At 55.7% G+C, this 23,172-nt stretch carries 26 protein-coding genes; 6 read left to right on the forward strand and 20 right to left on the reverse strand.

The window, feature by feature from the left end; genetic code table 11:
- Nucleotides 1-4: 4 nt before the first annotated feature.
- The 12 genes from flgK to AC13H5_RS11080 form a co-directional block, all read right to left on the reverse strand.
- On the reverse strand, nucleotides 5-1,498 hold the full coding sequence (gene flgK, locus AC13H5_RS11025; RefSeq protein ID WP_483545737.1) for a flagellar hook-associated protein FlgK: 1,494 nt from the start codon (nucleotides 1,496-1,498) through the stop codon (nucleotides 5-7).
- Nucleotides 1,499-1,510: 12 nt separating this feature from the next.
- Complete coding sequence (gene flgN / locus AC13H5_RS11030; RefSeq protein WP_483545738.1) at nucleotides 1,511-1,867, reverse strand: flagellar export chaperone FlgN; 357 nt, start codon at nucleotides 1,865-1,867, stop codon at nucleotides 1,511-1,513.
- Between the two features lie 112 nt (nucleotides 1,868-1,979).
- Entirely contained in the window at nucleotides 1,980-2,231 is a 252-nt protein-coding gene (locus AC13H5_RS11035) for a flagellar biosynthesis anti-sigma factor FlgM (RefSeq protein WP_034778628.1), read from the reverse strand.
- Between the two features lie 24 nt (nucleotides 2,232-2,255).
- Complete coding sequence (locus tag AC13H5_RS11040) at nucleotides 2,256-2,639, reverse strand: flagellar protein (RefSeq protein ID WP_034778630.1); 384 nt, start codon at nucleotides 2,637-2,639, stop codon at nucleotides 2,256-2,258.
- A gap of 19 nt (nucleotides 2,640-2,658) precedes the next feature.
- Nucleotides 2,659-3,327: a phosphoribosyltransferase family protein gene (locus AC13H5_RS11045; RefSeq protein WP_483545739.1), complete on the reverse strand. Its 669-nt coding sequence runs from the start codon at nucleotides 3,325-3,327 to the stop codon at nucleotides 2,659-2,661.
- Nucleotides 3,324-4,481, reverse strand: coding sequence for a helicase-related protein (locus AC13H5_RS11050; RefSeq protein ID WP_483545740.1), 1,158 nt, complete (start codon nucleotides 4,479-4,481; stop codon nucleotides 3,324-3,326). Before AC13H5_RS11050 ends, AC13H5_RS11045 begins: the two co-directional genes overlap by 4 nt.
- Nucleotides 4,482-4,622: 141 nt before the next feature.
- On the reverse strand, nucleotides 4,623-6,257 hold the full coding sequence (gene treC, locus AC13H5_RS11055; RefSeq protein WP_483545741.1) for an alpha,alpha-phosphotrehalase: 1,635 nt from the start codon (nucleotides 6,255-6,257) through the stop codon (nucleotides 4,623-4,625).
- A gap of 83 nt (nucleotides 6,258-6,340) precedes the next feature.
- Complete coding sequence (gene treP / locus AC13H5_RS11060; protein WP_483545742.1) at nucleotides 6,341-7,789, reverse strand: PTS system trehalose-specific EIIBC component; 1,449 nt, start codon at nucleotides 7,787-7,789, stop codon at nucleotides 6,341-6,343.
- Between the two features lie 205 nt (nucleotides 7,790-7,994).
- Complete coding sequence (gene treR / locus AC13H5_RS11065) at nucleotides 7,995-8,660, reverse strand: trehalose operon repressor (protein ID WP_052090231.1); 666 nt, start codon at nucleotides 8,658-8,660, stop codon at nucleotides 7,995-7,997.
- Between the two features lie 91 nt (nucleotides 8,661-8,751).
- Nucleotides 8,752-9,600: a DegV family protein gene (locus AC13H5_RS11070; protein WP_034778644.1), complete on the reverse strand. Its 849-nt coding sequence runs from the start codon at nucleotides 9,598-9,600 to the stop codon at nucleotides 8,752-8,754.
- 94 nt (nucleotides 9,601-9,694) lie between these two features.
- Entirely contained in the window at nucleotides 9,695-10,387 is a 693-nt protein-coding gene (locus AC13H5_RS11075; protein WP_214763402.1) for a response regulator transcription factor, read from the reverse strand.
- A gap of 25 nt (nucleotides 10,388-10,412) precedes the next feature.
- A complete protein-coding gene (locus tag AC13H5_RS11080) occupies nucleotides 10,413-11,537 on the reverse strand; it encodes a sensor histidine kinase (protein ID WP_200881489.1) in 1,125 nt (374 codons plus the stop codon).
- 174 nt (nucleotides 11,538-11,711) lie between these two features.
- Here AC13H5_RS11080 and AC13H5_RS11085 point away from each other — a divergent pair, with 174 nt between their 5' ends.
- Both AC13H5_RS11085 and AC13H5_RS11090 read left to right on the forward strand, forming a co-directional pair.
- Entirely contained in the window at nucleotides 11,712-12,353 is a 642-nt protein-coding gene (locus tag AC13H5_RS11085; RefSeq protein WP_034778649.1) for a YigZ family protein, read from the forward strand.
- 41 nt (nucleotides 12,354-12,394) lie between these two features.
- On the forward strand, nucleotides 12,395-13,417 hold the full coding sequence (locus AC13H5_RS11090; protein ID WP_483545743.1) for an LCP family protein: 1,023 nt from the start codon (nucleotides 12,395-12,397) through the stop codon (nucleotides 13,415-13,417).
- 52 nt (nucleotides 13,418-13,469) lie between these two features.
- Here the strand turns inward: AC13H5_RS11090 and AC13H5_RS11095 are convergent, their stop codons facing one another.
- From AC13H5_RS11095 to AC13H5_RS11120, 6 genes are all read right to left on the reverse strand, one after another.
- On the reverse strand, nucleotides 13,470-14,522 hold the full coding sequence (locus AC13H5_RS11095) for a glycosyltransferase family 4 protein (RefSeq protein WP_034778651.1): 1,053 nt from the start codon (nucleotides 14,520-14,522) through the stop codon (nucleotides 13,470-13,472).
- Nucleotides 14,523-14,648: 126 nt separating this feature from the next.
- Nucleotides 14,649-15,062, reverse strand: coding sequence for a Rok-like winged helix domain-containing protein (locus AC13H5_RS11100; protein WP_034778654.1), 414 nt, complete (start codon nucleotides 15,060-15,062; stop codon nucleotides 14,649-14,651).
- Nucleotides 15,063-15,279: 217 nt separating this feature from the next.
- A complete protein-coding gene (gene pgmB / locus AC13H5_RS11105; RefSeq protein WP_138859026.1) occupies nucleotides 15,280-15,945 on the reverse strand; it encodes a beta-phosphoglucomutase in 666 nt (221 codons plus the stop codon).
- A 200-nt stretch (nucleotides 15,946-16,145) separates the two neighbouring features.
- The gene (locus tag AC13H5_RS11110; RefSeq protein ID WP_034778659.1) at nucleotides 16,146-16,481 is read right to left on the reverse strand and encodes an Asp23/Gls24 family envelope stress response protein; all 336 of its coding nucleotides are present in this window, start codon (nucleotides 16,479-16,481) and stop codon (nucleotides 16,146-16,148) included.
- A 73-nt stretch (nucleotides 16,482-16,554) separates the two neighbouring features.
- Entirely contained in the window at nucleotides 16,555-17,610 is a 1,056-nt protein-coding gene (locus AC13H5_RS11115; RefSeq protein ID WP_084592844.1) for an acyltransferase family protein, read from the reverse strand.
- A gap of 23 nt (nucleotides 17,611-17,633) precedes the next feature.
- Nucleotides 17,634-18,188: a hypothetical protein gene (locus tag AC13H5_RS11120; protein WP_214753921.1), complete on the reverse strand. Its 555-nt coding sequence runs from the start codon at nucleotides 18,186-18,188 to the stop codon at nucleotides 17,634-17,636.
- A 252-nt stretch (nucleotides 18,189-18,440) separates the two neighbouring features.
- Between AC13H5_RS11120 and AC13H5_RS11125 the strand changes: the two genes are divergently transcribed.
- A complete protein-coding gene (locus tag AC13H5_RS11125) occupies nucleotides 18,441-18,929 on the forward strand; it encodes a hypothetical protein (RefSeq protein ID WP_034778666.1) in 489 nt (162 codons plus the stop codon).
- Here AC13H5_RS11125 and AC13H5_RS11130 read toward each other — a convergent pair.
- A complete protein-coding gene (locus AC13H5_RS11130) occupies nucleotides 18,926-19,525 on the reverse strand; it encodes an alpha/beta hydrolase (protein ID WP_034778669.1) in 600 nt (199 codons plus the stop codon). The two genes, AC13H5_RS11125 and AC13H5_RS11130, sit on opposite strands and share 4 nt — an antisense overlap.
- Nucleotides 19,522-20,466, reverse strand: coding sequence for a VOC family protein (locus AC13H5_RS11135; protein ID WP_404582485.1), 945 nt, complete (start codon nucleotides 20,464-20,466; stop codon nucleotides 19,522-19,524). The genes AC13H5_RS11130 and AC13H5_RS11135 overlap by 4 nt, the downstream gene beginning before the upstream one ends.
- 115 nt (nucleotides 20,467-20,581) lie before the next feature.
- Here AC13H5_RS11135 and AC13H5_RS11140 point away from each other — a divergent pair, with 115 nt between their 5' ends.
- From AC13H5_RS11140 to AC13H5_RS11150, 3 genes are all read left to right on the forward strand, one after another.
- Nucleotides 20,582-21,472, forward strand: a complete 891-nt coding sequence (locus AC13H5_RS11140) for an ABC transporter ATP-binding protein (protein WP_483545744.1) — start codon at nucleotides 20,582-20,584, stop codon at nucleotides 21,470-21,472.
- Nucleotides 21,462-22,655, forward strand: coding sequence for an ABC transporter permease (locus AC13H5_RS11145; RefSeq protein ID WP_214796913.1), 1,194 nt, complete (start codon nucleotides 21,462-21,464; stop codon nucleotides 22,653-22,655). Before AC13H5_RS11140 ends, AC13H5_RS11145 begins: the two co-directional genes overlap by 11 nt.
- A 63-nt stretch (nucleotides 22,656-22,718) precedes the next feature.
- Entirely contained in the window at nucleotides 22,719-23,144 is a 426-nt protein-coding gene (locus AC13H5_RS11150; protein WP_034778678.1) for a hypothetical protein, read from the forward strand.
- The last annotated feature ends 28 nt before the right edge of the window (nucleotides 23,145-23,172 follow it).

The raw sequence follows: 23,172 nt of genomic DNA on the forward strand, positions 1-23,172 counted from the left end.
AGCATTACCTCCCTACGACACCCATGCCGTTGATGATTTTGTCGAGCATCTCATCGACGGCCGTGATGTTTCGGGCCGCCGCGTTATAAGCGTGTTGATATTGAATCATCATCGTCATCTCTTCGTCGAGCGAGACGGCGCTCACTGCCTGGCGTCGCTGGTCCGAGCTCGCCATGAGGGCGAACGTGCTGGTCGCGAGTCGTCCGCTCTGGTCGGCGGCGACAGCCATGTTCCCGATGACGTTTTGATAGTACTTCCCAATCGACGTCTCTGTCTGGACCGATCCGTCGAAGCTGAGCGTGGCCGACTTCAAGTTCGCCAAGGCAAGTGCCCCGCTGCCGTCCCCGATGTTTCCATCTTGAGACGCGGCGATCAAATCGAGGTTGTTCATGACGGCGTCGCTCACTTTGATCGTCGCGGCGCTCGCCGTCCCTTCGAAGAAGTTCGCCGTGCCGGCGTTGCCTTTGGCGTCCATGTTGTTGCTGTGGGCCGTATTGAAGGCCGAGGCGAACTGGCTGGCCATCTCGTCCAAGTCTTTCAACATCGTCGCGTACGCGCCGTTCACGCTGCCTGATTCGGGCGTGTCCGTACCGTACATCTCGACGAGCGCTTTCCATTTACCGTTTGGCATTGATGCATGCGTGAGGGCCACGTCCGCTCCGCTCGCATCGGTCATGTCGAGACCGTCGAACGAGCCGACCGTGCCGTTGATCCCATCGACGAGCTTATGGTCGACGCCACCGACCGTGACGACGATGTCGATCCGTCCTTCCGCGACTTTCTGAGAGTTCCCGCGCGATTCCCCGTTCGTATAGTCGACCGGGACGCGTTTAAAGTCCATATATTGGGCAAGCTCGTCCATGTAGCGGTCACGCTCGTCATACAGTTCGTTCGGAAGCACGCCGAGCGGCTCCGCGTCACCGATTTGACGGTTGACCTCACTGATCTTCGTCATCAAGTCGTTCACTTTCTTGACGACGACGTCCGCCTCGGACGCCAAGTCGGCCTGCACTTTTTGGAGCGAGGACGACATGTAGTTGAACGTCTCCGCGAGCGTCATCGCCCGTTGCCGCACGACGCTCCGTGCGCCTGCGTCGTCCGGGTTGACCGACAAGTCTTGGAGCGAGGCCCAGAACAAGTCGAGCGATTTGGCGAGGCCCGTCTCGGACGGTTCATTGACGATGTCCTCCATCCGGCCGAACGCCGCCTCTTTCGTGGCGTAGTAGGCGTTCTTGACCGATTCGTCACGATATTGCTGGTCGATCATCAAGTCACGAATCCGAGCGAGCGTCTCCCCGCGGACACCCGTTCCGAACTGCCCGGCCTTCGTTCCGCCGAAGTTGACGCTGAGCTGTTCGGTCATGCCGAGCGATAGGCGCTGGCGTGAGTAACCCGGGTTCGAGGCGTTGGCGACGTTGTTCCCCGTCGCCTGGAGCGCCCACTGGTGCGTCGTCAAACTGCGGCGCGCCGTCTCTAATCCCATAAATGTTGAGCCCATTAAACTTCCTCCTTATACATCCCGGCTGAACGAGCGCGTCTCGAGCGCCTGTTGACCGTACGTGAAATCATCTGCCTCTGGCAGGAGCATATCCAAATGCCATTCGATATACCGGAGCGACTGTTCGAGCAAGACGGCGTTTAATTCATTTTGCCGTTTCAGCTCGAGGACGACCGGTCGTAACGCTTCTTTCTCTTCATCGTCCAAAATGTACGTTCCTTGAAGTCGTTCCGCCTCTTTTTGTTTGATTTGTCGGACGAGCGTCGCCTCTTCCTTGACGAGCGCGCTGAACGCGGGCATATCCCCGTTGACGAGCAGTCGTTCTTTTTCATAAGCGATTTCGAGTAACCGTGTATGTAATGTGAGCATAAGTCTCTCCTTTGTCCAAAAAAAGAGCCGACTAAAGAAAGGGTGTCCCTTGTTTAGTCAGCTTCCGTGCCATCATATTTATGCGAAGGTCTCCCTCGGACCTCGCTTTCATTCATCCTTGTAGAAAGCGTTTGGCGATCTCGCGCGCGTCCCGTGAATACGTCCCGGCGTTGATTTCCGCCTTCAAGGCGTTAATCTTCTCCAGGCGCTCCGGATGTTTCACCGGTTCTTCAAACCGGGCGCGGGCTTCGGCCGATATCGATAGTTGGTCCGTTTGGCGTGTCAGCTCGGGCTTCGTCTCAGGTTGCGTTTTCTTCTCATAAGTGTTCGGTAAGTGTACCCACTTTGCAGAATCGATGCGCATACGTGTCCCCCCTCTTCTCAGTTGTTAGTCCAAACGATAAGCGCGAACGCTTTGTTTCGTGACGGTGGCTTGTAGCCCTTTCAGTTCTTGCTGCATGTCGGTCTGACAGTCCGCGCATACCTTTCCTTGGTTCGTCGGATTGCCGCAGCGCACGCAGGCGATGTTCAGAGACGGGTTGTCCTTGATGATCAAGCGTCCTTCATGGATATATCGCGTGATATCAAGTTCGGAGACGCCTGTCGCTTCGACAAGGGCCCCGATCGTCGTCTGTTTGTTGGCGGGTTCGCGGATGAAGTCCCGGACTTTCAAGAAGTTTTGGAAATCGACTTCCGCGCAGGATGGGCAGTAAGGCGAGCGGCTTTGTTTCATGAACAGCCGTCCGCATGTTTGACAAGTTGTTGCTTCCACAGTCATTCACCTCTGCCCTTTATATCGGACGCATTTTTGATTTGTTTAGCGTCCGGAACAGGCAAACGGCAGAAACTTGTTCCGCCCCGGCCCGGCGCAAGGTGAGCGCCGCTTGATGCAACGTCGTCCCGGTCGTGTAGACGTCATCGACGAGGACAATTTTGCCACAGCGCGGTAACCGCTGTACAGTGAACGGGTTCGCACGGTGCCGCCTTTCTTCTTTCCCAAGTTCGCGCTGACTTGAAACCTCGGCTTTCACGAGCGTCCGTTCCATCGGTCCGATCAATCGGGCGAGCACCTCGGCCTGATTGAAACGCCGCGTCCGTAACCGCTCCTCGCTGAGCGGGATCGGCACGTAGACGACGTCCGGCTCTCGCAGCTGCCTTAGTACCGGGCGCATCTGATTGGCCAGGACGACGTCACCGCCGAACTTGTAGCGGTGGAGCCAGTTCACGCCCGCCTCGTCATATAGGTAGAGCGAGCGCACGGTCAAATCGAGACCGAGGGCAAGCCACCGGACGCAATCGTCGCATGTCGCCCCGTCCCCGGTCGGATGGCCGCAGCGCGGGCAGCCCGAGATGATCGGGGTCAGTCTCCCCTCGCAGTCCGGGCAGACCCAGTCCCGTTTCAAGAGCGTCGCCGGGCTCCACGGAATAGCGAACGGTTTTCGGCAGACGAGACAGTTCATCTCCGGTTCGCCTCCTCGATCTCGCGGATGGCCCGGTCTTGCCGGAACGTGCGCTCGTGGTAGAAGAAGACGACATCCCCGGTCGGCGCGGTCGGTTTCCGACCGGCCCGCCCTGCCATCTGGACGAGGGCGCGGGACGAGAACAAGGCGTGGCTGCTGTCGAGGACAGCGACGTGAACCCCGGTCACGGTCATGCCCCGCTCCCAAATCGATGTCGCGAGCACGATCCCGTTCGTCGCTTCGAGCCATTCGAGCGTATCCGTCCGCTCGTCCGTATCGGCCGAGACGGCTTTGCAGGGGAAGCCGTTTGTCTCAAGCAGCTCCCTGTATCGGGCAAGGTCCGGCTTCGTCGGGACGAACAACAGGCGCGGCGTCGACTCATGACGCTGACAGAAGTCGAGGATGGCCTGCCCCGTCTCACGCACGAGTCGCGGCACCGGCAAGTCGTGGCCGTGATAGCGACGCGATAGATGCACGGTCGGGAACTGGCGCTGCCAGACGGTCGGCGTCGCCGTCACGAACAAAAATAGACCTTTTCCGGCTCGGCGGAGCGTCCACCAAAGTGCCAGATCGAAGGCGAACGGAAAGGCATCAGACTCATCGACGAGGACGTAATCGAACACATATCGTAAGTTCACGAGCAGCGGCGCCGTCGCGACAGTGATCATCCCAATCGTGTCCTTGTCCCCGCCCCCGTAACGCCGGGTGATTGGGACGGAGAAGGCGGCCTCGAGCCGGTCGACCCATTCGATGGCGACGTCACGGCGCGGCGAGACGACGAGGACACGTTTCCCTTCATTGACGACGCGCGCGATGACCGGGAACGTCATCTCCGTCTTCCCGGCCCCGCAGACGGCATGGACGAGCCCGCTCGTCCGAGATTCCCACCAGGTGAGCAACTGCCGGCTGATGTGTTGCTGGTCGGCCGACAGTTCGAACGGCATGACGAGTTCCGTCGGTTCGACCGGTGTCGTGATGTCTTCTTCGCCGAGACGGTCGCACTGACAGACACGGCCGAGATGGAGACAATTCCGGCAATAGCGACACGCGCCGTGGTGGCACGTGAACGAACGGGTGTCCGTACTCAGACAGCGTTGACAGATTCCGAAGCGGATGGCGGGCGTGCCGGTGTCGCGGATGATGAGTTGTCCCATAACGATTCCTCCGTTTTTACTCTGAAGCTACCATCGACCTCGCCCTCGCTCAAACCGGCTTGTTGTTCACAGGAGTGATTGTTCTGATAAAAAAAGACGGCACGGTCTCGAAAGACCGCACCATCCGCTTCATCATGCCTATCATTTACGCTTGTAGAACATGATCGCCTCATACGCCCGGAGCGACAACGTCGTCCCGTCGAGCTGGGGCACGTCATAGTTGTGGCTGACGACCTCGGCCTGCGTGAAACCTGCCGGGATCTCATACGTCGTCTCGGGCCCGTAGAAGTTCGCGACGACGAGCACTTCCTCGTCTGCCGTCTTCCGCGTGTACGCCCAGACATCGAGCGCGTCCGGTGTGAGGAGCGTATAGTCCCCGTCCGTCAACACGTCGAACTCTTTGCGGAGCGAGATCAAGTTCTTGTAGTGGTAGAATACCGAGTTCGGGTCGTCGAGCGCCGTCTCGACGTTGACGTCCGTATAGTTCGGCGCCACGTTGATCCACGGCGTCCCGTTCGTGAAACCGGCGTGCGGTGTCGCGTCCCACTGCATCGGCGTCCGCGAGTTGTCACGCGACTTCTGTTTGATGGCGGCCATCATGTCCTCATGTGACACGCCTTGTTCGCGCTTCAATTTGTAGACGTTGAGCGTCTCGATGTCGCGATACTCGTCGAGCGAGTCGAAGCCCGGATTCGTCATCCCGATCTCCTCGCCTTGATAGATGTACGGCGTCCCTTGCAGGCCGTGGAGCACCGTCGCGAGCATCTTCGCGCTCTCGACGCGGTGGTCGGTGTCGTTGCCGAAGCGGCTGACGACGCGCGGCTGGTCATGGTTGCACCAAAAAATGGCGTTCCAGCCCTTGCCGTGCATCCCTTCCTGCCACGTCGACATGATGTCTTTCAGTTGGATGAAGTCGAACGGCGCGGCGACAAACTTTTCGCCGTTCGGATAGTCGACTTTCAAGTGGTGGAAGCTGAACGTCATGCTGAGCTCACGCTCGTCCGGGCTCGAGTAGCGGACGCAGTGGTCGAGCGTCGTCGATGACATCTCGCCGACCGTGATGACATCATGTCCGTCGAACACCTCGCGGTTCATCTCTTTCAAATATTCATGGATGCGCGGCCCGTCCGTGTAGAACTTGCGGCCGTCCGAGTCGTCTTCCGGAAAGTCCTGCTGCTTCGAGATCAAGTTGATGACGTCGAGGCGGAACCCTTTGATGCCCTTGTCACGCCAGAAGCGCATCATCTCATAGACGTCCTCGCGCATCTGTTCGTTCTCCCAGTTCAAGTCGGCCTGGGTCACGTCGAACAAGTGGAGATAATATTGGCCGCTCTTCTCGTCATACTTCCAGGCGTTGCCGCCGAACTTCGACTCCCAGTTCGTCGGCTCGTCGCGCCAGATGTAATAGTCGCGGTAGCGCTCGTCGCCGGCGAGCGACTTCTGGAACCACTCATGCTCGGTCGACGAGTGGTTGACGACGATGTCCATCATGAGCCCGATGCCGCGCGCCTCGGCCTCACGGACGAGCTCGTCAAGGTCATCCATCGTCCCGTACGAGGGGTCGATCGCATAATAGTCGCTGACGTCATAGCCGTTGTCGTTTTGTGGTGACTTGTACACCGGCGTCATCCAGATGTATTCGATACCGAGCTCGGCCAAATAGTCGAGCTTGGCCGTCACGCCTTTGATGGAGCCGGTGGCATTGCCTTCCGGGCTATAGAAGCTTTTCGGGTAGATTTGATAGACGACAGATTTGCGCCAGTTTGATGGTGTCATAGGTGTAGTCTCCTTTTGTAAGAGTTTTCATTTGTACAGGAAAAGGGGAAGAACCTCCGTCCCTCCCCTTGTCAGTCATCTTCTTATGCAACTTTATTTTCTTCGATTTCACCTTTCTTCATATAGCGCTTCGACAAGACGAATGTGAGCGCGAACGGCACGACGATCGCGATGATCATCCCGACGATGAAGAGCAAGATCTTATCGGTGAAGATGGAGAGGAAGCCAGGTAGACCCCCGACCCCGATCCCAATCGCTTGAACGTCGTTCAAGGTGATGAAGACGGCGGCAATCGCCGACCCGATCATTGCCGAGTAGAACGGGAACTTGTTCGGCAAGTTCACCCCGAACATGGCCGGCTCGGTGATCCCGAAGTAAGCCGAGATGGCTGATGTCGACGCCATACTCTTTTGTTTCGCGTTGTGCTTATAGACGAAGAACATGGCAAGTGCAGCCGAGCCTTGGGCGATGTTCGACAAGGCGAGCATCGGCCAGATGAACGTACCGCCTGTTTCCGCGATGAGCTGAAGGTCGATCGCGATGAACAAGTGGTGCATCCCCGTGACGACGAGCGGTGCGTAGAACAATCCGAACAAGAGCGCACCGACGACCGGTACGACTTCGAACACGTTGACGAGGCTCGTCGCGATGACGTTCCCGATTCCACGTGTGACCGGTCCGACGATCGCGAGCGCGAGGAAACCGGTGACGACGATGGTCGTGATCGGTACGACGAGCAATTGAATCGCGTTCGGGACGTGTTTTTTCAAAAACATCTCAATATGGCTCAAGATGAAGGCCGCGGCCAAAATCGGAAGGATCTGACCTTGATAGCCGACTTTCTCGATTTCGAACAAGCCGAGGATGTTGAACGTCGGGATGTCGCCTTCAAGCGCCGCCTGCCCATAACCCCAGGCGTTCAAGAGGTCCGGGTGGACGAGCAAGAGACCCATGACGATCCCGAGCACTTCGCTGCCGCCGAACCGTTTCGTCGCCGACCAACCGACGAGCGCCGGGAGGAAGACGAATGCCGTGTTCGCCATCATGTTGATGAGGTCCCAGAGTCCTTGCAGGTTCGGGTACGCCTCGATCAGCGTCGCATCATCGACGAACAGCCCTTCCGACGCGAGCAAGTTGTTGATCCCCATCAATAGACCGGCGACGATGATGGCCGGGATGATTGGCATGAACACGTCCGAGAACACTTTGACGAGTTTTTGGAGCGGGTTCATCTTCTTGCCGCCGGCCGATTTGACCTCGGCGACCGTCGCTGCTTCGAGCCCGGCGAGTTTGATGAATTCGGCGTAGACGCGTTCGACGTCACCGGCCCCGATGACGACTTGATAGACACCCGAGTTTTCGAATGCCCCTTTGACGAGATCAGCTTCTTTCACTTTTGCTTCATTGACGAGCGACTGGTCTTTCAACGAAAGACGGAGCCGCGTGACACAGTGTGCCGCTTTGTCGACGTTATCCTTGCCCCCGATGGCTTCAAGGATATCCGCGGCGATTTGACGATAATCTGCCTTCATATTTGTTGGCCTCCTTTGTTTGAAAGCGTTTGTTGAAAACGGTTACTTATGAGTACAAACAAAGTTTAACTTATATAGACGAGTTCTGTCAACAACTTATCTATATAAGTTATGCGTGACAAATTCGTGACAGGCGTTCACTATTTTTGTTCCCTCTCCCCTCGATTCAAAACGAAAAAAAAAGACCCCTTCGAAAGAAGGGGCACTAGCGGCGCGCCACGTCACTGAACTGAAACTTGTCGAGCCGGTGGCGGGACTCGGTATACTCGAACTGTCTGCCCTCATAGAGGAACGTGTCGTTCGTGATGACGATGACGTACTCGTAATCGTGGAGGTCGAGCCGCATCCGGTCGAGCTCGGTCACATCCTCGGCCGCGATCTTCCGCTTGGCGTAACTGATCTGGAGCCCGAGCTCATGCTCGACGTACTCATAGATCGAGCGGGCGGCGATTTCTTCCGTCAGTCCCGGCACGAGGTCTTTGACGAAATAGTTCACGTCTAGGATGACGTCCTCCCCGTCGAAGTTTCGGACCCGTTCGATCCGGTACATCCGCGTCCCCGGCTCCAGGTTCATCCGGTCGGCGAGCCAAGTCGGCGCCTCGATGTCCTCGAACGAGGCGACCGACGTCTGGATCGAGCGGCCGAGCAAGGAAGCGTACACTTCCGAGAAGCTGACGATGCCGTTGAATTGGAATTCGATTTGGTCGCGCCGGAGCACGAAGACGCCTTTCCCGTGATGCTTCCGGACGTACCCGTGCTCTTGGAGCAGGTCGAGCGCTTTCCGGACCGTGCCTCGGCTCGCCTCATACTCATGCATGAGCTCGGTCTCGGATGGCAGCTTCGACTCCGCCGCATATTCCCCGGTCTTCATCCGCTCGGCGAGGCGCTCATAGATTTGACGATATTTGGCCACAGGCTCACTCCTCTCTATCGAAAAAGACGACCGGATGGCCGTCTTTTGTTTACCACTCGCGGCGATACCACGTGATGCCGATCGCACCAGGTCCAAGGTGTGTCCCGATGACCGGTCCGAAATGACCGCCCGTGACATGGGCCTGTGGAAACTTCTGTTTCATCGATGCGATCTCCTCGGCCTGACGGTCCGGGCAATTGGCGTGGATGATGCCGATACAGTAGCCTGCACCGTCGCCCTCGATCGATTGTTCCATCATCTCTTCGATACGGCGGACCGCCTTCTTGTACGTCCGAATCTTTTCGAACGGGACGATCAACCGGTCTTGGAAATGCAACACCGGCTTGATTTGAAGGAACGATCCGACGAGCGCCTGTGCCGCGCTGAGTCGTCCGCCTCGTTGGAGGTGGTCGAGGTCATCGACGACAAAGTACGCGCGAATCAACTCGCGCATCTTTTCAAGGTGAGCCATGATCTCCTGTGCCGACGCGCCTGCGTCACGCAGATGAATCGCTTCTTCGACGAGGAACGCTTGAGGCATACATGAGATCTCCGAATCGAACGCGTGGACGTTGACGTCGACCATACCGTTCAAGGCGATCATCGACTGGTACGTGCCGCTGATCCCGCTCGAGAGGGTGATCGCGATCACATCCGTCACCTCGTCCGGCAAACGTTCAATCAATTCGATCGTTTCCCCGATGCTCGGTTGGGAAGTCGTCGGCAAGTTCCCTGCCTCGATCCGGTCATAAAACGCCTCGGTCGTGATGTCGACGGCTTCGCGGAATGACTCCCCGTCAAAGATCACGCTGAGCGGGGCGACGTGGATGTCGTGCCGCTCACAAAATTCGGCCGGCAAATAGGCAGTACTGTCGGTCAAAATGGCTATGTTTCCCATGCTATATCCTCACTTTACATCGTTTCGTTTTCCAATTGAATGTGGATTCCATTCCATATTGTAGCATAAAAACGATGTATTGCATCGGTAGAGGTCAAATCTCAACCCATCCGCGGCGGATGGCATCGACGACGGCTTGCGTCCGGTCGTTCACTTCCATCTTACGAAGCACCGACGAGACGTGGTTCTTGACCGTCTTCTCACTGATGAACAACATGTCGCTGATGTCGCGGTTCGAGCGGCCCTCGGCGAGCAAGTGCAACACTTCGACTTCACGGCGCGACAACAATTGGTAGACCGGATCGTCCGTGCGGTTCTCGACGTTACGGCCGGCCTGCTCCCCTTTGAATTGGAGCAAGCGACGGTATTCCTTCAAGACGTTCGTCGTCACTTTCGGGTGCAGGTACGCCCCGTCTTTCGCGACCGAACGGACCGCCGAGATGAGCTCGGTCGAGGCCACTTCTTTGAGCAGGAAACCCGATGCGCCCGCTTCGAGCGCGTGCGTGATGTACGACTCGTCGTCGTGGATCGACAGGATGAGGACACGCGTGTCCGGTGACAGCACCGACAACTGTTTCGTCGCCTCAATCCCGTTCAGTTCAGGCATGTTGATATCGAGAATCAAGATCTCTGGCTTGTGGTCGGCGGCGATGCGAATCGCCTCGGTGCCGGTCCGCCCTTCGGCGACGACCGTGAATTCATCCTCTAAATCAAAGATCCGTTTCAAGCCTTCTCGAAATAGCTCATGGTCATCCACGATCGCGATGCGTGTTTGTAATTGTTCCATCTGGATACTCCCCCTTGTTCTTGTCTTACGTGATTGGAATCGACATGCGGACGACCGTCCCTTTGCCGACTTCCGAATCAATGGTCATGCTTCCGTTCACCAGCTCGATCCGTTCCCGCATCCCAACGATCCCGAACGACTCCTCGCCAATCGTGCTCGGCACGAATCCGACCCCATGGTCCCGTACATGAATATGTATCGCGTCGTGCGCTTGCTCGACGTTGACGATGATCTCCGCCGTCTTCGAGTGTTTGATCGCGTTTTGGACGGCCTCTTGGACGAGCCGGAACACGTTGATCTCCAGTTTCTCAGGCAATCTGGCCCGAGACCCCCGGTAGTTGAGCCGTGTCTTGATGGTCGTATATTCCTCGGTCTGATGGAGGTATCGTTCGAGCGTCGGCAAGAAGCCGAGGTCGTCAAGTGACATCGGACGAAGGTCATAGATGAGCCGCCGGACGTCGACGAGCGCGCCGCGGATGAGGCGTTTCAGCTCGTGCAGTTCGGCGAACGCCTCGTCTTTCCCGCGCTTGTCGAACGTCTTCTCGATCAAATCGGCTCGAATCAAAATATGAGCAAGCGATTGCGCCGGTCCGTCGTGCATCTCACGGGCGAGGTGGCGCCGTTCCCGTTCGGCCGCCTCGAAGACGCTGATCGCCATCTCCTGCTTCTTCATCATGTCCGAATACTCTTGCTGCAGATCGTCCCGAAGGAAGTTCAGCACGACGGAGACGCGGCTGACTAGTTTGTCGGCCCGTTCGATCGTGTCCTCGAGGACGAGCAGGCGGCGTTCGAGGTCGTTGCGACGCTGTTGGCCGGCCATCTCTTCTTTTTGGATGAGAAAGCGTTCGAGCTGCATTTGATTGGCGCGTTCGTACGCCTCTCGAATCTCTTGCTCGCTATGTATATGAAACTTCTTGCTCACTTGGACGAGTTTGTTCTTCGCCGCTTTCACGAGCAGGTCGAGCCGTTCCGACTCCTCGATATAAAACTCGATCTTTTGCGTCAACTCTTTCAGTTCGTTTTGAATCAACGAATACTCGTTGGCCGAACTCTCGGTAATCCGGACGATCTCCTCTTTACTTTCCGTCACCGTATCAATCATATTTGTTATGATATGTTCTAAAGCTGTACGATCGGTAATATGATTCACGATGCCATCCCCTAATAATTCGGTAGTAAGTCTTCATCTATTCCTATTATCGACTGCGGAACGTTCGTTTACAGTAAAAAATGGAGGCTCTCCTTCCCATTCGCCGCACCAGGCGTTGACGCCTACTTGAATTTTAAAAAAAATATTCAAAAATAGAAAGGAGAATTTTCAGAAATGTCTACTGAACAAAATTATACTATAAAACAAGACGGAGAATACGAGGTCGTCATTCAAAAGTCAAAATTTATCGCCCACTTCAAACGGGTCACCTCTGAAGCAGAGGCACAGGCGTTCATCCAAGCCATCAAGAAAGCGCATTGGAGCGCCAATCACAACTGTTCGGCCTACATCATCGGCGAGCGGAACGAGTTCCAAAAAGCGAACGATGACGGCGAGCCGAGCGGGACGGCCGGACTGCCGATGCTCGAGGTGCTCCGGAAACGCGAGTTGAAAGACACGGTCGTCGTCGTCACCCGCTACTTCGGCGGCATCAAGCTCGGCGGTGGCGGACTGATTCGCGCATACGGCGGCACGGTGAGCGAAGGTCTCGACGCGGTCGGCATCGTCGAGCGCATCCCGATGCAACGCTTGACGCTCACGGTCGATTACGGTTGGATCGGCAAGGTCGAGAACGAACTGCGGCAATCGTCGTACCTCCTCGACGACATCGTCTACGCGGACACCGTCACGTTCCACATCTCGGTTCCGGTCGAAGAGACCGAGGCCGCAATGGCATGGCTCGTCGATTTGACGAACGGACAAGGGGGACTCGAGACCCAGGACCAGCGCATCATCGAACGTGATTTTGTGCGGTAGGTCACGTATACTAAAGGAAACGAATGAAATGAGGAGACGACATGGAACAAGACTCCCGCAAGAAACGCCCCGTGTGGAAGATCGTCCTGCTCGTGCTCGGCCTCGTCCTGTTGATTGGCGGGTCGGCCTTCGGCTACTTCGTCTTTAAGGCGAACGAGACGGCGGAGAACACGAACAGCGAGCTGACACGAGGTGACAAGTCGGACCGTCGGGAAGAGACGGTCGACCTGACGAAAGATCACTTCTCCGTCCTACTCGCCGGCGTCGATGGCGGTGCCTCGCTCGAGGAAGGACGGACCGACTCGCTCATGGTGGCGACGTTCAACAAGGAATCGCGCCAAGTGACGCTCGTCAGCATCCCGCGCGACTCATACGTCGACATCGTGACGACGGACGGCGAGTTCAAAGACAAGATCAACCACGCCTACGCCTACGGCGGCATCGACACGACGATCGCGACGGTCGAGAAGCTGTTCGACATTCCGATCGACTACTACGCGACGATCAACTTTGACGGCATCGAGGATCTCGTCGATGCGGTCGGCGGCGTCGAGGTCGATGTGCTCGTCCCAATCTCGGGCCGGGCGACCGGTAACGTCGAGCTCGAACCCGGCGTCCAAATGTTAGATGGAAAAGAAGCACTCGCCTACGCGCGCATGCGCAAGGACGACCCCGAGGGTGACGTCGGACGGGCGAAACGTCAACAGCAGGTGCTCGAGGCCATCATCAACGAGGCGACGACGATCAATTCGTTCACGAAGCTCAACCGGATCATGAATGCGGTCGGCGATAACATCCGAACGAATATGTCCTTGTCCGAGGCGTCACAGCTGCAGCCGTACACGAAGTCGCTCCGGTCGTTCAACCAAGAGACGCTCGCAGGCGGTGACTTGACGCTCGGCGGTGTGTATTACTACGAACTCGACCCGGCCGACTTGAGCGAGAAACGCACACTCTTGAAGAGCGAGCTCGGCCTGCCGGTGACTGCGGAAGACAGTGACAACGGAACCGGCGACGGCTTGAATGAAACGGAAGACGGTCTCAGCGAGACGACGACGTACTGATACCAAAAAACGACCGGGGACGCGTGTCCCCGGTCGTTTTCATATGGTCACATCAGGCCTTCGGCCGGCCGAGCAGGCGTCGTGACGTCTGGATGATCGGCTTATAGTTCGGATGGATCAACTCGGTCGATTCGACGATCAGCTCGATGACGATGAGCACGATGACGAACGTGATGACCGCCCCGAGCATCGTCGTCTTGGCGAACAGAATCGAGGCGATGCCGAAGAAGAATGTCATCCCGTACATGAGCAGAACGGCCTGCCGTGTCGTGAAGCCCATGTCGATCAACTGGTGATGCATGTGCGACTTATCGGGCGACATCGGCGGACGGCCTTGCACGAGCCGGCGGACGATCGCGAAGATCGTGTCCGAGATTGGCAGACCGAGCAAGAGCACCGGCACGACGAGCGAGAACAACGTCACGTTCTTGAACCCGATGAGCGAGAACACGGCGAGCATATAACCGAGGAAGAGCGCCCCGGTGTCTCCCATGAATATCTTCGCCGGATAGAAGTTATGGACGAGAAAACCGAGCGTGCTCGCCAGGAGCAACAAGGCCATCATCGTCAAATAGACGTTGCCTTGGATGATGGCGAGCAGGGAAATCGTCCCGAGGGCGATGCTTGACACGCCTGCGGCGAGCCCGTCGAGCCCATCGATCAAGTTGATCGCGTTCGTGATCCCAATCAGCCAGAGCACCGTCACCGGGATGCTCCATGAACCGAGATAGAGCTGCTGGTCGAACGGGAGGTTAATCAATTCGATGCGCATACCGGCGTTCAAGACGATGACCGTCGCGATCATCTGCCCCATCAGCTTGACGCGGGCCGTCAACTGGAACCGGTCATCGATGAAGCCGGTCAAGATGATGACGACCGCCCCGATCAAGATGGCATCGTTATATCGACTCGTCGGCAGCAACAAGGCATAGCCGATGAAAAAAGCGATGAAGATGGCGAGGCCGCCGATCCGTGGCATCGTCCGTAAATGTACTTTTCGGGCGTTCGGGTGATCGACCGCTCCGATCAGAAAAGCAAACCGGCGAACGAGCGGCGTGATCAAGATGGCCATCACAAAACTGACCAACATGGCAATCCATAGCATGGGCCAACGTTCCTCTCTCATAAAAAAATAGACTCTGGCGAATTATAGCATATTTCCCTTGAGGCGAGACGTATCAGAAATGTTACAACGAAAAAATCCCGACGAGGTCGTCTCGTCGGGTCACGTTCAGGCGTGGGCCGGATGCGTCGTCACTTCATCCGTGGCCTCGTATGTATACAAGCCGCGGCCAATCTTTTTGATGTCAGGATTGACCGATTCGATTTTCACCATCAATTGGTAAATATTGCTAATGTGATGCCGATAGCGCAATTCGAGCTCCATTTGGATGTCCCGCACGCTCATCGTCTTCCGTTCTTTCAACAGGTCTGTTACCTGATGGACGTAGACCTCGAGCGGATAACGTTGATTGACGCGACGCGGGCGCAGTCGTTTCGCCGGATCGAGGAGTGATTCCTCTTCGCGCTTGTTTCGGTTCAACTCTGAAATCAAGTATTCCGCCCGGCGTTGCAACTGACGATATGACTCTTCGATCTCCATCAGTTCCCGATAGATATTCTCATTGACGTCCGTAGATTCCATGCACAAGTCCTCCTCTACACTTAATTGATGTTCCCCATTACCCAATTTCATCAATTATTGCCAGTTATTACTTATTCCCAATTAAAAGTGTAACGGTTTTGTAATGTGCTTGTCATCTGTTTTTAGGCACTTTTATCTATTTAGGCCTTTTGACCCAACACAAAAAGATGACGACTGTTCGGGGCAGTCGTCATCTCACGGAAGATGATCGTAGTCTTTACGCGCCGACGCGTTCGAGGATGCGTGCGAGCGAGAGTTCGTCGGTCGAAGCGACGATGAGGTCTGCATGACCAAGCATCGATTCTTCCCCGACGGCGACAGCAAACATGTTTGCCGCTTTGATTGCAGTCACGCCTGCGGCTGCGTCTTCAACACCGATGGCATGTTCGGGTTTCACGCCAAGGGCAGAGGCAGCCTTCAAAAACACTTCGGGATGTGGTTTCGATTCGGCGACAGTTGCTGCATCGACAATGTGATCGAAGTAATGACGGACACCAAGTGCGTCTACGACCGCGAATGCGTTTTTAGAAGCCGAGGCCATTCCGATTTTGAGACCAGCCTCTTTGATTTCATCGAGGAATGAAATGATGCCCGGCAACAAATCGTCTGAAGAGATGTGTTGAATGAGTTCAACGTAATGCTCGTTCTTCTTCTGTGCGAGTTCCGCTTTTTCATCCGGTGTGAAATCGTCCTGTCTCCCACCAAGCGCGAGGATGCGCTCGAGCGAGTCCGTCCGACTCACGCCTTTTAGCGTCTCATTGAACTCGCGGTCAAACGGAATATCGAGCTCTTCTCCGAGTTGTTTCCAAGCGAGGTAATGGTACTCCGCGGTGTCAGTGATGACACCGTCCAAATCAAAAATGACTGCTTCAATCGTCGACATACATGCTTTCCGCCTTTCCTTCTAATGTTTCTGTCGTCAGACTACATTAAGGGAACTTGACAAGTACCCGTTGCACGATTGGTCATTGATGCAAACGGTTGCACTTGTTCGATTTCTATTATAAATGAAAAAGCCATCATCATGCAACCGCTTTCGCAAAAAAATAAAAAAGCAGGAGAAGCATTCGCCTCTCCCACTGCTTACAACTGGATGCCGACGACTTTCACGTTGACCGATAGCGGTGTCATCGCGAGCATCGTATCCATGTCTTGCGTGATGCGTTCTTGTACGGCTGTCACCGTCTTGACGATCGATTGACCGTAAGCGATGTAGAGCGACAAGTTGATCGTGACGCCTTCTGACGATTCGTCGACTTTGACGTGCTTCATGAGCGCGCGCTCCGACAGTTTCGTATCTTCTTGCGTGAACGACACGTGTTTCGTCTCTTTGACCGCGACTGCGGCGATCATTTCGACGACGTGACGTGAGACGTTGACGTCTCCTTCTGTGCTATGCATTCCATTTTCGTATGGCATGGTGTCACTTCCTTAACTCTAGTTTCGCTTCCCTTTATAAAGTGTAGCGGAAAACGTCCGTTTAGAAAAGGGTTTACGGTTTTGCATCTTTCACATCTTGGGCACGGCGGACGTCGATCTCGACGAGCGGCTTCAATAGCTTGACGACCGGCGGGCTGATGATCAATAGGACGATCAAGAAGGCGACACCGAACAAGACGAGCAATTGGAGCCATGACGTCGGCATGAACCCGGCCGGCACGAACGCCTTCCAGGCGACGACGAGGAAGACGTGCACCAGATAAATGTAGAGACTGTACTTTCCGGCCCGAGTGATGACCGGTAGCTCGCGCCCCGGGATGATGAGTGCGAAACTGATCGCCATGAGGATCGATACCGTATAGACGATCAAGAAGGCGAACGGCCCGCTCCAGATCGCCTCCGGCACCGCCGTCTCATAGGCGAACCGGAACTTGAACAAGTTGCCGATATGATAGAACGCGCTCTCGTTCTGAAGACTCATCGAGGCGAGCAGCCCGAGCGTGAGCGTCGTGAAGACGGCAAATCCGCCGATCCGATACCGGTTCCGTTGCTCGGCCCGCTTCGGCAGTTCGAAGAAGTTCATCGTGTTCCGCGCGCTCATCCAGTTCCCGATCAAGAAGAACGGATAGAACATGATGACTTTCCGCAGGGCGAAGAACCCGGTCGATTCAGCTTGGAAGCCGAACAAGAGCGCGAATAGGAGCGCGTACAGCACGTATCCTTTCAACTGGGTCACATACGGGGTGATGACGTACCAGATGATGATCGCCATCAAGTACCAGAGCGCCCAATACGGCTTCAATAGAATCAGTCCCGGGTTCTCGAGCGACAAGAGCGGGATGCCCTCGGTGAAGGCAAACCATGAGCCGAGGATCACTTGCCAGATGACGTAGACGACGAACAACTGGATGACGCGCAAATAGCGGTTCTCCCGGAAGAAGTAACCGCTCAGCATAATGAATAACGGCATATGGAACGTGTATAAGAATAAATAGACCCATTTCGGCAAGATGTCGTCATAAGCACCGCGCACATCGGTCAACAAGTGACCGAACACGACGAGTAAGACGAGCACGCCTTTAATATTATCGTACCAATGATTTCGCATGATATTCCCTCAAGTTCTATAAATCAATATTGTTGTTTAGCCAATTCTTTTTGACGATTCCAAAAAGCAATCGTTTCTTTCTTCCGTTCAATTGGAAACTCCTCGAGCATCTCCCCCACTTCGTCTTCGAGTGGCAACAGCAATCCGGGGTTTTCCTGAGCGCACCGCATAATCTTTTCAAACTGCGTAAAGAACACCTCGAGTTCGCGAGGAGCCTGCGTTTCGAGCAGCTGTCCAGCTTCCGCGACATATCCGCCAAAATAAGTGAGATAGAAGATGCGCACCCGTTCCGTGAGCACCGGATCCGTGAAACGTTCTGCTTCTTTGACGATGGCCGCCCCTTCACGCAACATGTTAAAGTTCATCAAAAAACGATTCGTTCCCTTGTCCCCTAGTCGGACAATCTCTTTGATGAGCCGAAGCATCTCTTCAGCTTCGAAGCCTTCGCTGAAATAACGGTTCAACGTCGTCTTCACGTCTGCGTGCTGTTTATACAGACCGACGATGAGCTCAATCAACTCGTTTTGGTCGAATTGCTTGAGCTCGGCCCGCAACTCGCCCACCTTCATCTTCTTCATCCAATTCCCTCGCTTCATTTTTTGCCTCATTCATCATAGCCGATTTTTTGAACTGGTGAAATTACGTTTCCACAAAAAAATGATGACGTCACTGTCATCATTCCCCGGATTTGCCCTTCGCAAGCCGAAACGTCAAGAAATCTTCATCCGACAGCATGTTTCAAGCGTATTCAAATAGACGAGAGTGGGTACAGTATAGTATAGTAGTCTTACCAAATAATCAGAATATTCTAATAAAAGGAGGTGTGGAGAATGGCTTCCGTCATTCGTAACCGTCACCACATGGTACATGACCCGAAACGTTCATTCTCTAACTTCGGATTTTGGTGGTTCACCGGCGCCTTTTCCGTCGGACTGCTCATCGTCGCCTTCGAACCAATCCGGGAACGATTCACCGCCATCCATCCGATTCTGTCCGTGCTGTCCTTTGTGTTCCTTTCGTTCTTCATCGGTGTCGCCATGAAACTCGCGCGTGACGTCTGGTGGCTCAACTACCTGCTCGAACGCACATCGAACCGATACATGTACATCGGGGCCGACACACTCCGTAGCTGGCAGTACACGCTCGACTCCATCTGGTTATTGACCCGCACGTCACAAAAAAAGCTCGGACGATTGTATATCCAAATCGACCGAACTGTCCGTTCTGAAGAGGCGAAGCGTCTGTTCGCCGCCTATTTGATTGATCGTGGTGTGCTCGTCGTCTACTCGAGACCATCGAAACCGAAGAAGATGGCTTAACCGAGATACGGCGCCAGCCAGGTCTGCGCTGCCTCAACTTCTTCCATACGTAGCTCGTGCCCGCCTTCGTGATAGAAGAGTTCAACGTCCGCTCCGGCACTTCGGAGCGTCGATGTGAGCTCTTCTGTTTCTGTTTTCGGGCAAATCGGGTCACGCTCCCCGGCCGAGATGAACACGTTCGCCCCCGTAAGGTCTGGCAACGTGAGTGAACGGTCGGGCACCATCGGGTGGAACAAAAGTGATGCGTGGAACGCATTCTGCCGGTAAAGCGCCGATCCGATCAAGTTGGCGCCGTTCGAATAGCCGAGCGGGATCATCTTGTCGCGGTCGATGCCATATTCCGCCGCCGCATCATCCAAGAACGTCAAGAACCGTTCCGTCTGTTTCTTCAAGTCCTCGAGGTCGAGGACGCCTTCCGCGTGACGGCGGAAGAAGCGAGACATGCCGTTCTCAAGCACGTCCCCTCGGAGCGTCAAAATGTTCGCCTCGGGAGCGAGTCTTCGTGCGAGCGGGATCAAGTCCTGCTCCGTCCCTCCTGTGCCGTGCAATAAAACGAGTGTCGTCTCGGTCGTGCCTTGAATGAATTGATGTATCATGTCATGTCTCCTCTCGGGATTGTAATTGTCGGTAACGTACGGGTGATCGCGTCACGGTCTTGTTCGAACCATGCCGGGAGCTGGAGCGTCGAGCCGAGGCCCTCCAAACTCTCATCGATCAAAAAGCCGGGCGCATCGGTCGCCAGTTCATGTAGAATTCGGCCGGCGTCATGGAAGTAGACCGAGCGGAAGTAATGGCGCTCTTTCACTTCGGTCGGACGGAGCCCGAGCTCGAAGATGGCGTCTTGCCACGTCGTGTAGTCTTCCCCGTCATTGACGCGCCAGGCGATATGATGGACCGTCCCCGAACCGGGCACCCCGTTCGGCAGGATGGTCTTTTTCACGTCGATGACGTTGCCGTAGTCGGCCGAGGCTTGTAGGCGAATCCATTCTGAATCTTCCCCTACCGTCTCAAAGCCAAACAGTCCCGTCAACAAGCGGACCGTCGCCTCAGGGTCTTTCGACAACAGCGTCGCCCCGGCAAAACCAGTGATCGCTTCAGCTGATGTCACACCCGGCACGACCCAACTCGTCTGTTTCGAACTCGCCCGGGCGACGAGCTCGACGACGAGTCCGTCCGGGTCTTCAAACAAGAGCGACGGCTCGCCGAACCGTTCGGTCGCGACCGTGCCGACGCCATGGTCGTTCAATCGTTTCTCCCAAAATAAGAGACTGCCTTCCGGGACGAGATAAGCCGTGACCCCGACTTGTCCGCTGCCGACGCTGCCTTTGCCGACCCCTGGAATCGGGAAGAACGTGATGACCGTCCCCGGTGACCCTTGCTCGTCCCCAAAGTAGAAATGGTACGTGCCCGGGTCATCGAAGTTGACCGTCTGTTTGACGAACCGGAGTCCGAGGACATTCCCGTAAAAGTCTAATGTGCGTTGTGGGTCTTTCACCATCGCCGAGATGTGATGGATACCCGCTGATTGCTTCGTCATCTCATGTCCTCCTTTTATTATCTTGATTTCAAGATAAATCATTTTCGAAGAAATGTGAAACTTTTTGCTCAATATGGCGTACGCTAATAGTAGACACCTATAAGGAGGTACATATATGACGTTACAAATCGATCGTGTGTCAAAACAGTTCGGTGACTTCACCGCTGTCGACGACTTGAGCTTCCACGTCCCGAAAGGCGAGATGTTTGGCCTGCTCGGGGCGAACGGGGCTGGGAAGACGACGACGTTCCGTATGATTCTCGACATCCTAAAACCGAGTGACGGGACGATCCTCTGGGACGGCCGAAAAGTCGACCACCGCATCGTCGGCTATCTGCCGGAAGAACGGGGCCTCTATCCGAAGTCACCCGTCCGGGACCAGCTCGTCTTTTTAGCAAGCTTGAAAGGAATGCGCCAAGCCGAGGCGAAACGGTCGGTCAAGTCATGGCTCGAACGGCTCGAAATCCCGCAGTATGAGACGATGCGCGTCGAACAACTGTCCAAAGGGAACCAGCAGAAGATTCAACTCGTGGCCGCCCTGCTCCACAACCCGGAGCTGCTCATCCTCGATGAACCGTTCAGCGGGCTCGACCCGGTCAACGTCGAGATCTTGAAACGTGAAGTGCTCGCCCTCCGCGACGCCGGGACGACGATCGTCTTCTCGAGCCACCGGATGGAGCACGTCGAGGAGCTGTGCCAACACATCGGCATCTTGAAAGGCGGCCGCGCGGTCGTCAGCGGCGACGTTCCGACGATCAAGGAACGTTACGCTGAACCGGTGCTCTTTATCGAGACGGACCGACCTGACGTGCTCCAAGCCCTCCCGGTCGTCCGGGCGATCGAGCCGCATAAAGACGGCCATTTCGTCCGACTCGACTCATTTGAAGACAGTGATGCGGTGCTCGGCGCCCTCGTCTCGAACGGTGCCGCCGTCAAGACGTTCATGCGCCAACCCGTCTCATTAAATGACATCTTCATCAAGGAGGTCGGTCAACATGTTTCATAACTTCGGACCACTTTACTCGTTCACGTTACGCTCGAAGCTGCGCTCAAAGGCGTTCCTCATCTCGACGATTTTAACGATCTTGTTCATCCTCGGCTTCACGAACATCGACCGTCTGCTCGCGAACTTTGAGGATACCGACCAGGCCCAAGCCATCCTCGTCACTGAAAACAACGACCTGACGACGCTCATGCAGTCGCTCGGCTATGAAGATATCGAATCGGCCGCGATCTCCGAGTCCGAGGCGCGTGCTGGCCTCGACAATGGGGATTATGAGATTGTCGCCTTCATCGAGGGCGATTCGGCCCGCGTTCTATCGGAACGGCCAGAACCGGACTTCACGACGGTCCTCCAGACGGCGCTCCGCGAAATCCGGAACGCCGAACTGATCGAGACGTCGAACATCGACCCGGCCGTCCTCGCGGCGTTGAATGAACCTGTCACGGTCGAAGAGTCGTATCTCGGCCGCGGCGGAGAGAACTCGGACGAACTGTTCTCATCGTTCGCGTTCGTCTACGTCATGCTCATGTTGCTCTACGTCTCAATCATCACGTACGGCTCGATGATTTCAACCGAGGTCACGACCGAGAAGTCGTCACGCGTCATGGAGCTGATCATCTCGACGACGCATCCGGTGACGCACATGCTCGCCAAAATCTCGGCCATCGGGACGCTCGCGTTGCTTCAAATCGCGATTTTCCTCGGCTTCGGGTACTTCAGCGCCCGCAGCAACGAGATGGCCCAGTCGGTCATCGATAACGCCGGCAACGTCCGGGCCGTCGTCTACCTGTTGACGTTCTTCACGCTCGGCTACTTGCTCTATGCGGCCATGTTCGCCGTACTCGGCTCACTCGTCAGCCGGGTCGAAGAATCGCAACAGATGACGATGCCGGTCATCATGCTGCTTGTCGCCGGGTTCCTCGCCGCCATGTTCGGCTTGAACAACCCGGAAGCACCGATCGTCACGATTTTGTCGTACGTACCGTTCTTCACGCCGATGCTCATGTTCCTTCGTGTCATGCTCGTCGATGTGCCGGTATGGGAAGTCGCCTTGTCGATCGGCATCATGATTGCCACGATCGGTGTGATTTTGTGGGTCGGCTCGAAATTTTATCGCGGCGGCGTCCTATTCTACGGCAACAACGCGATTAAACAATGGCGACAAATATTACAGAATCGACAATAACGTTTACAGCATTTTCGTTTTCGTATACTCTAAAGAATGTGCAAAATGAGGAGGAAACGAACAATGCGATCACGATTACTCGCAGCTTTAATCTTTACTTTCATGACGACGCTCACGACGTTCATCTGTTATACCGTCTTCTTGGACGCCGATGCGCTGTGGCAAATCTTGCTCGCATACGCGGGAAGCACGTTCCTCGGGACGCTCGCTTTTTGGTATCCGGTCAGCCGGCGTCCAGAGACGTCGCGCTTCGGCGGCGCGTGGATCGGCATCTTGATCACGACGACGACGCTCATCGGATTCACCGCGATTCGCTTCACCGTTCGTGGTGACGCCGCGTCCTTACTCGACTGGCAGACGATGCTCGCGAGCCTCGCCTACACGTTCGGTTACGTCGGTTGGGTGCTCACGATTCTCAACATCGTGCTCGGCTTCCTACTTGCCGGGACACGACCGAAAGTAAGATATGACGCACGTTCTGTGCGCTGAACGACAGAACGGCCACCCAAATGGGCGG

The sequence above is a fragment of the Exiguobacterium sp. FD-YE-25-4 genome (assembly GCF_057004685.1).

Excerpts from the sequence above, each read along its gene's own strand:
- AC13H5_RS11070 (WP_034778644.1), bottom strand. The coding sequence starts at position 9,600 with ATGGGAAACATAGCCATTTTGACCGACAGTACTGCCTATTTGCCGGCC.
- AC13H5_RS11045 (WP_483545739.1), bottom strand. The coding sequence starts at position 3,327 with ATGAACTGTCTCGTCTGCCGAAAACCGTTCGCTATTCCGTGGAGCCCG.
- treR (WP_052090231.1), bottom strand. The coding sequence starts at position 8,660 with ATGAAGACCGGGGAATATGCGGCGGAGTCGAAGCTGCCATCCGAGACC.
- flgN (WP_483545738.1), bottom strand. The coding sequence starts at position 1,867 with ATGCTCACATTACATACACGGTTACTCGAAATCGCTTATGAAAAAGAA.
- AC13H5_RS11100 (WP_034778654.1), bottom strand. The coding sequence starts at position 15,062 with ATGGAATCTACGGACGTCAATGAGAATATCTATCGGGAACTGATGGAG.
- AC13H5_RS11120 (WP_214753921.1), bottom strand. The coding sequence starts at position 18,188 with ATGAAGAAGATGAAGGTGGGCGAGTTGCGGGCCGAGCTCAAGCAATTC.
- AC13H5_RS11090 (WP_483545743.1), top strand. The coding sequence starts at position 12,395 with ATGGAACAAGACTCCCGCAAGAAACGCCCCGTGTGGAAGATCGTCCTG.
- AC13H5_RS11035 (WP_034778628.1), bottom strand. The coding sequence starts at position 2,231 with ATGCGCATCGATTCTGCAAAGTGGGTACACTTACCGAACACTTATGAG.
- AC13H5_RS11130 (WP_034778669.1), bottom strand. The coding sequence starts at position 19,525 with ATGATACATCAATTCATTCAAGGCACGACCGAGACGACACTCGTTTTA.
- AC13H5_RS11110 (WP_034778659.1), bottom strand. The coding sequence starts at position 16,481 with ATGCCATACGAAAATGGAATGCATAGCACAGAAGGAGACGTCAACGTC.
- treP (WP_483545742.1), bottom strand. The coding sequence starts at position 7,789 with ATGAAGGCAGATTATCGTCAAATCGCCGCGGATATCCTTGAAGCCATC.
- AC13H5_RS11075 (WP_214763402.1), bottom strand. The coding sequence starts at position 10,387 with ATGGAACAATTACAAACACGCATCGCGATCGTGGATGACCATGAGCTA.
- AC13H5_RS11135 (WP_404582485.1), bottom strand. The coding sequence starts at position 20,466 with ATGACGAAGCAATCAGCGGGTATCCATCACATCTCGGCGATGGTGAAA.
- AC13H5_RS11145 (WP_214796913.1), top strand. The coding sequence starts at position 21,462 with ATGTTTCATAACTTCGGACCACTTTACTCGTTCACGTTACGCTCGAAG.
- AC13H5_RS11125 (WP_034778666.1), top strand. The coding sequence starts at position 18,441 with ATGGCTTCCGTCATTCGTAACCGTCACCACATGGTACATGACCCGAAA.
- flgK (WP_483545737.1), bottom strand. The coding sequence starts at position 1,498 with ATGGGCTCAACATTTATGGGATTAGAGACGGCGCGCCGCAGTTTGACG.
- AC13H5_RS11050 (WP_483545740.1), bottom strand. The coding sequence starts at position 4,481 with ATGGGACAACTCATCATCCGCGACACCGGCACGCCCGCCATCCGCTTC.
- pgmB (WP_138859026.1), bottom strand. The coding sequence starts at position 15,945 with ATGTCGACGATTGAAGCAGTCATTTTTGATTTGGACGGTGTCATCACT.
- AC13H5_RS11150 (WP_034778678.1), top strand. The coding sequence starts at position 22,719 with ATGCGATCACGATTACTCGCAGCTTTAATCTTTACTTTCATGACGACG.
- AC13H5_RS11140 (WP_483545744.1), top strand. The coding sequence starts at position 20,582 with ATGACGTTACAAATCGATCGTGTGTCAAAACAGTTCGGTGACTTCACC.
- treC (WP_483545741.1), bottom strand. The coding sequence starts at position 6,257 with ATGACACCATCAAACTGGCGCAAATCTGTCGTCTATCAAATCTACCCG.
- AC13H5_RS11115 (WP_084592844.1), bottom strand. The coding sequence starts at position 17,610 with ATGCGAAATCATTGGTACGATAATATTAAAGGCGTGCTCGTCTTACTC.
- AC13H5_RS11085 (WP_034778649.1), top strand. The coding sequence starts at position 11,712 with ATGTCTACTGAACAAAATTATACTATAAAACAAGACGGAGAATACGAG.
- AC13H5_RS11095 (WP_034778651.1), bottom strand. The coding sequence starts at position 14,522 with ATGCTATGGATTGCCATGTTGGTCAGTTTTGTGATGGCCATCTTGATC.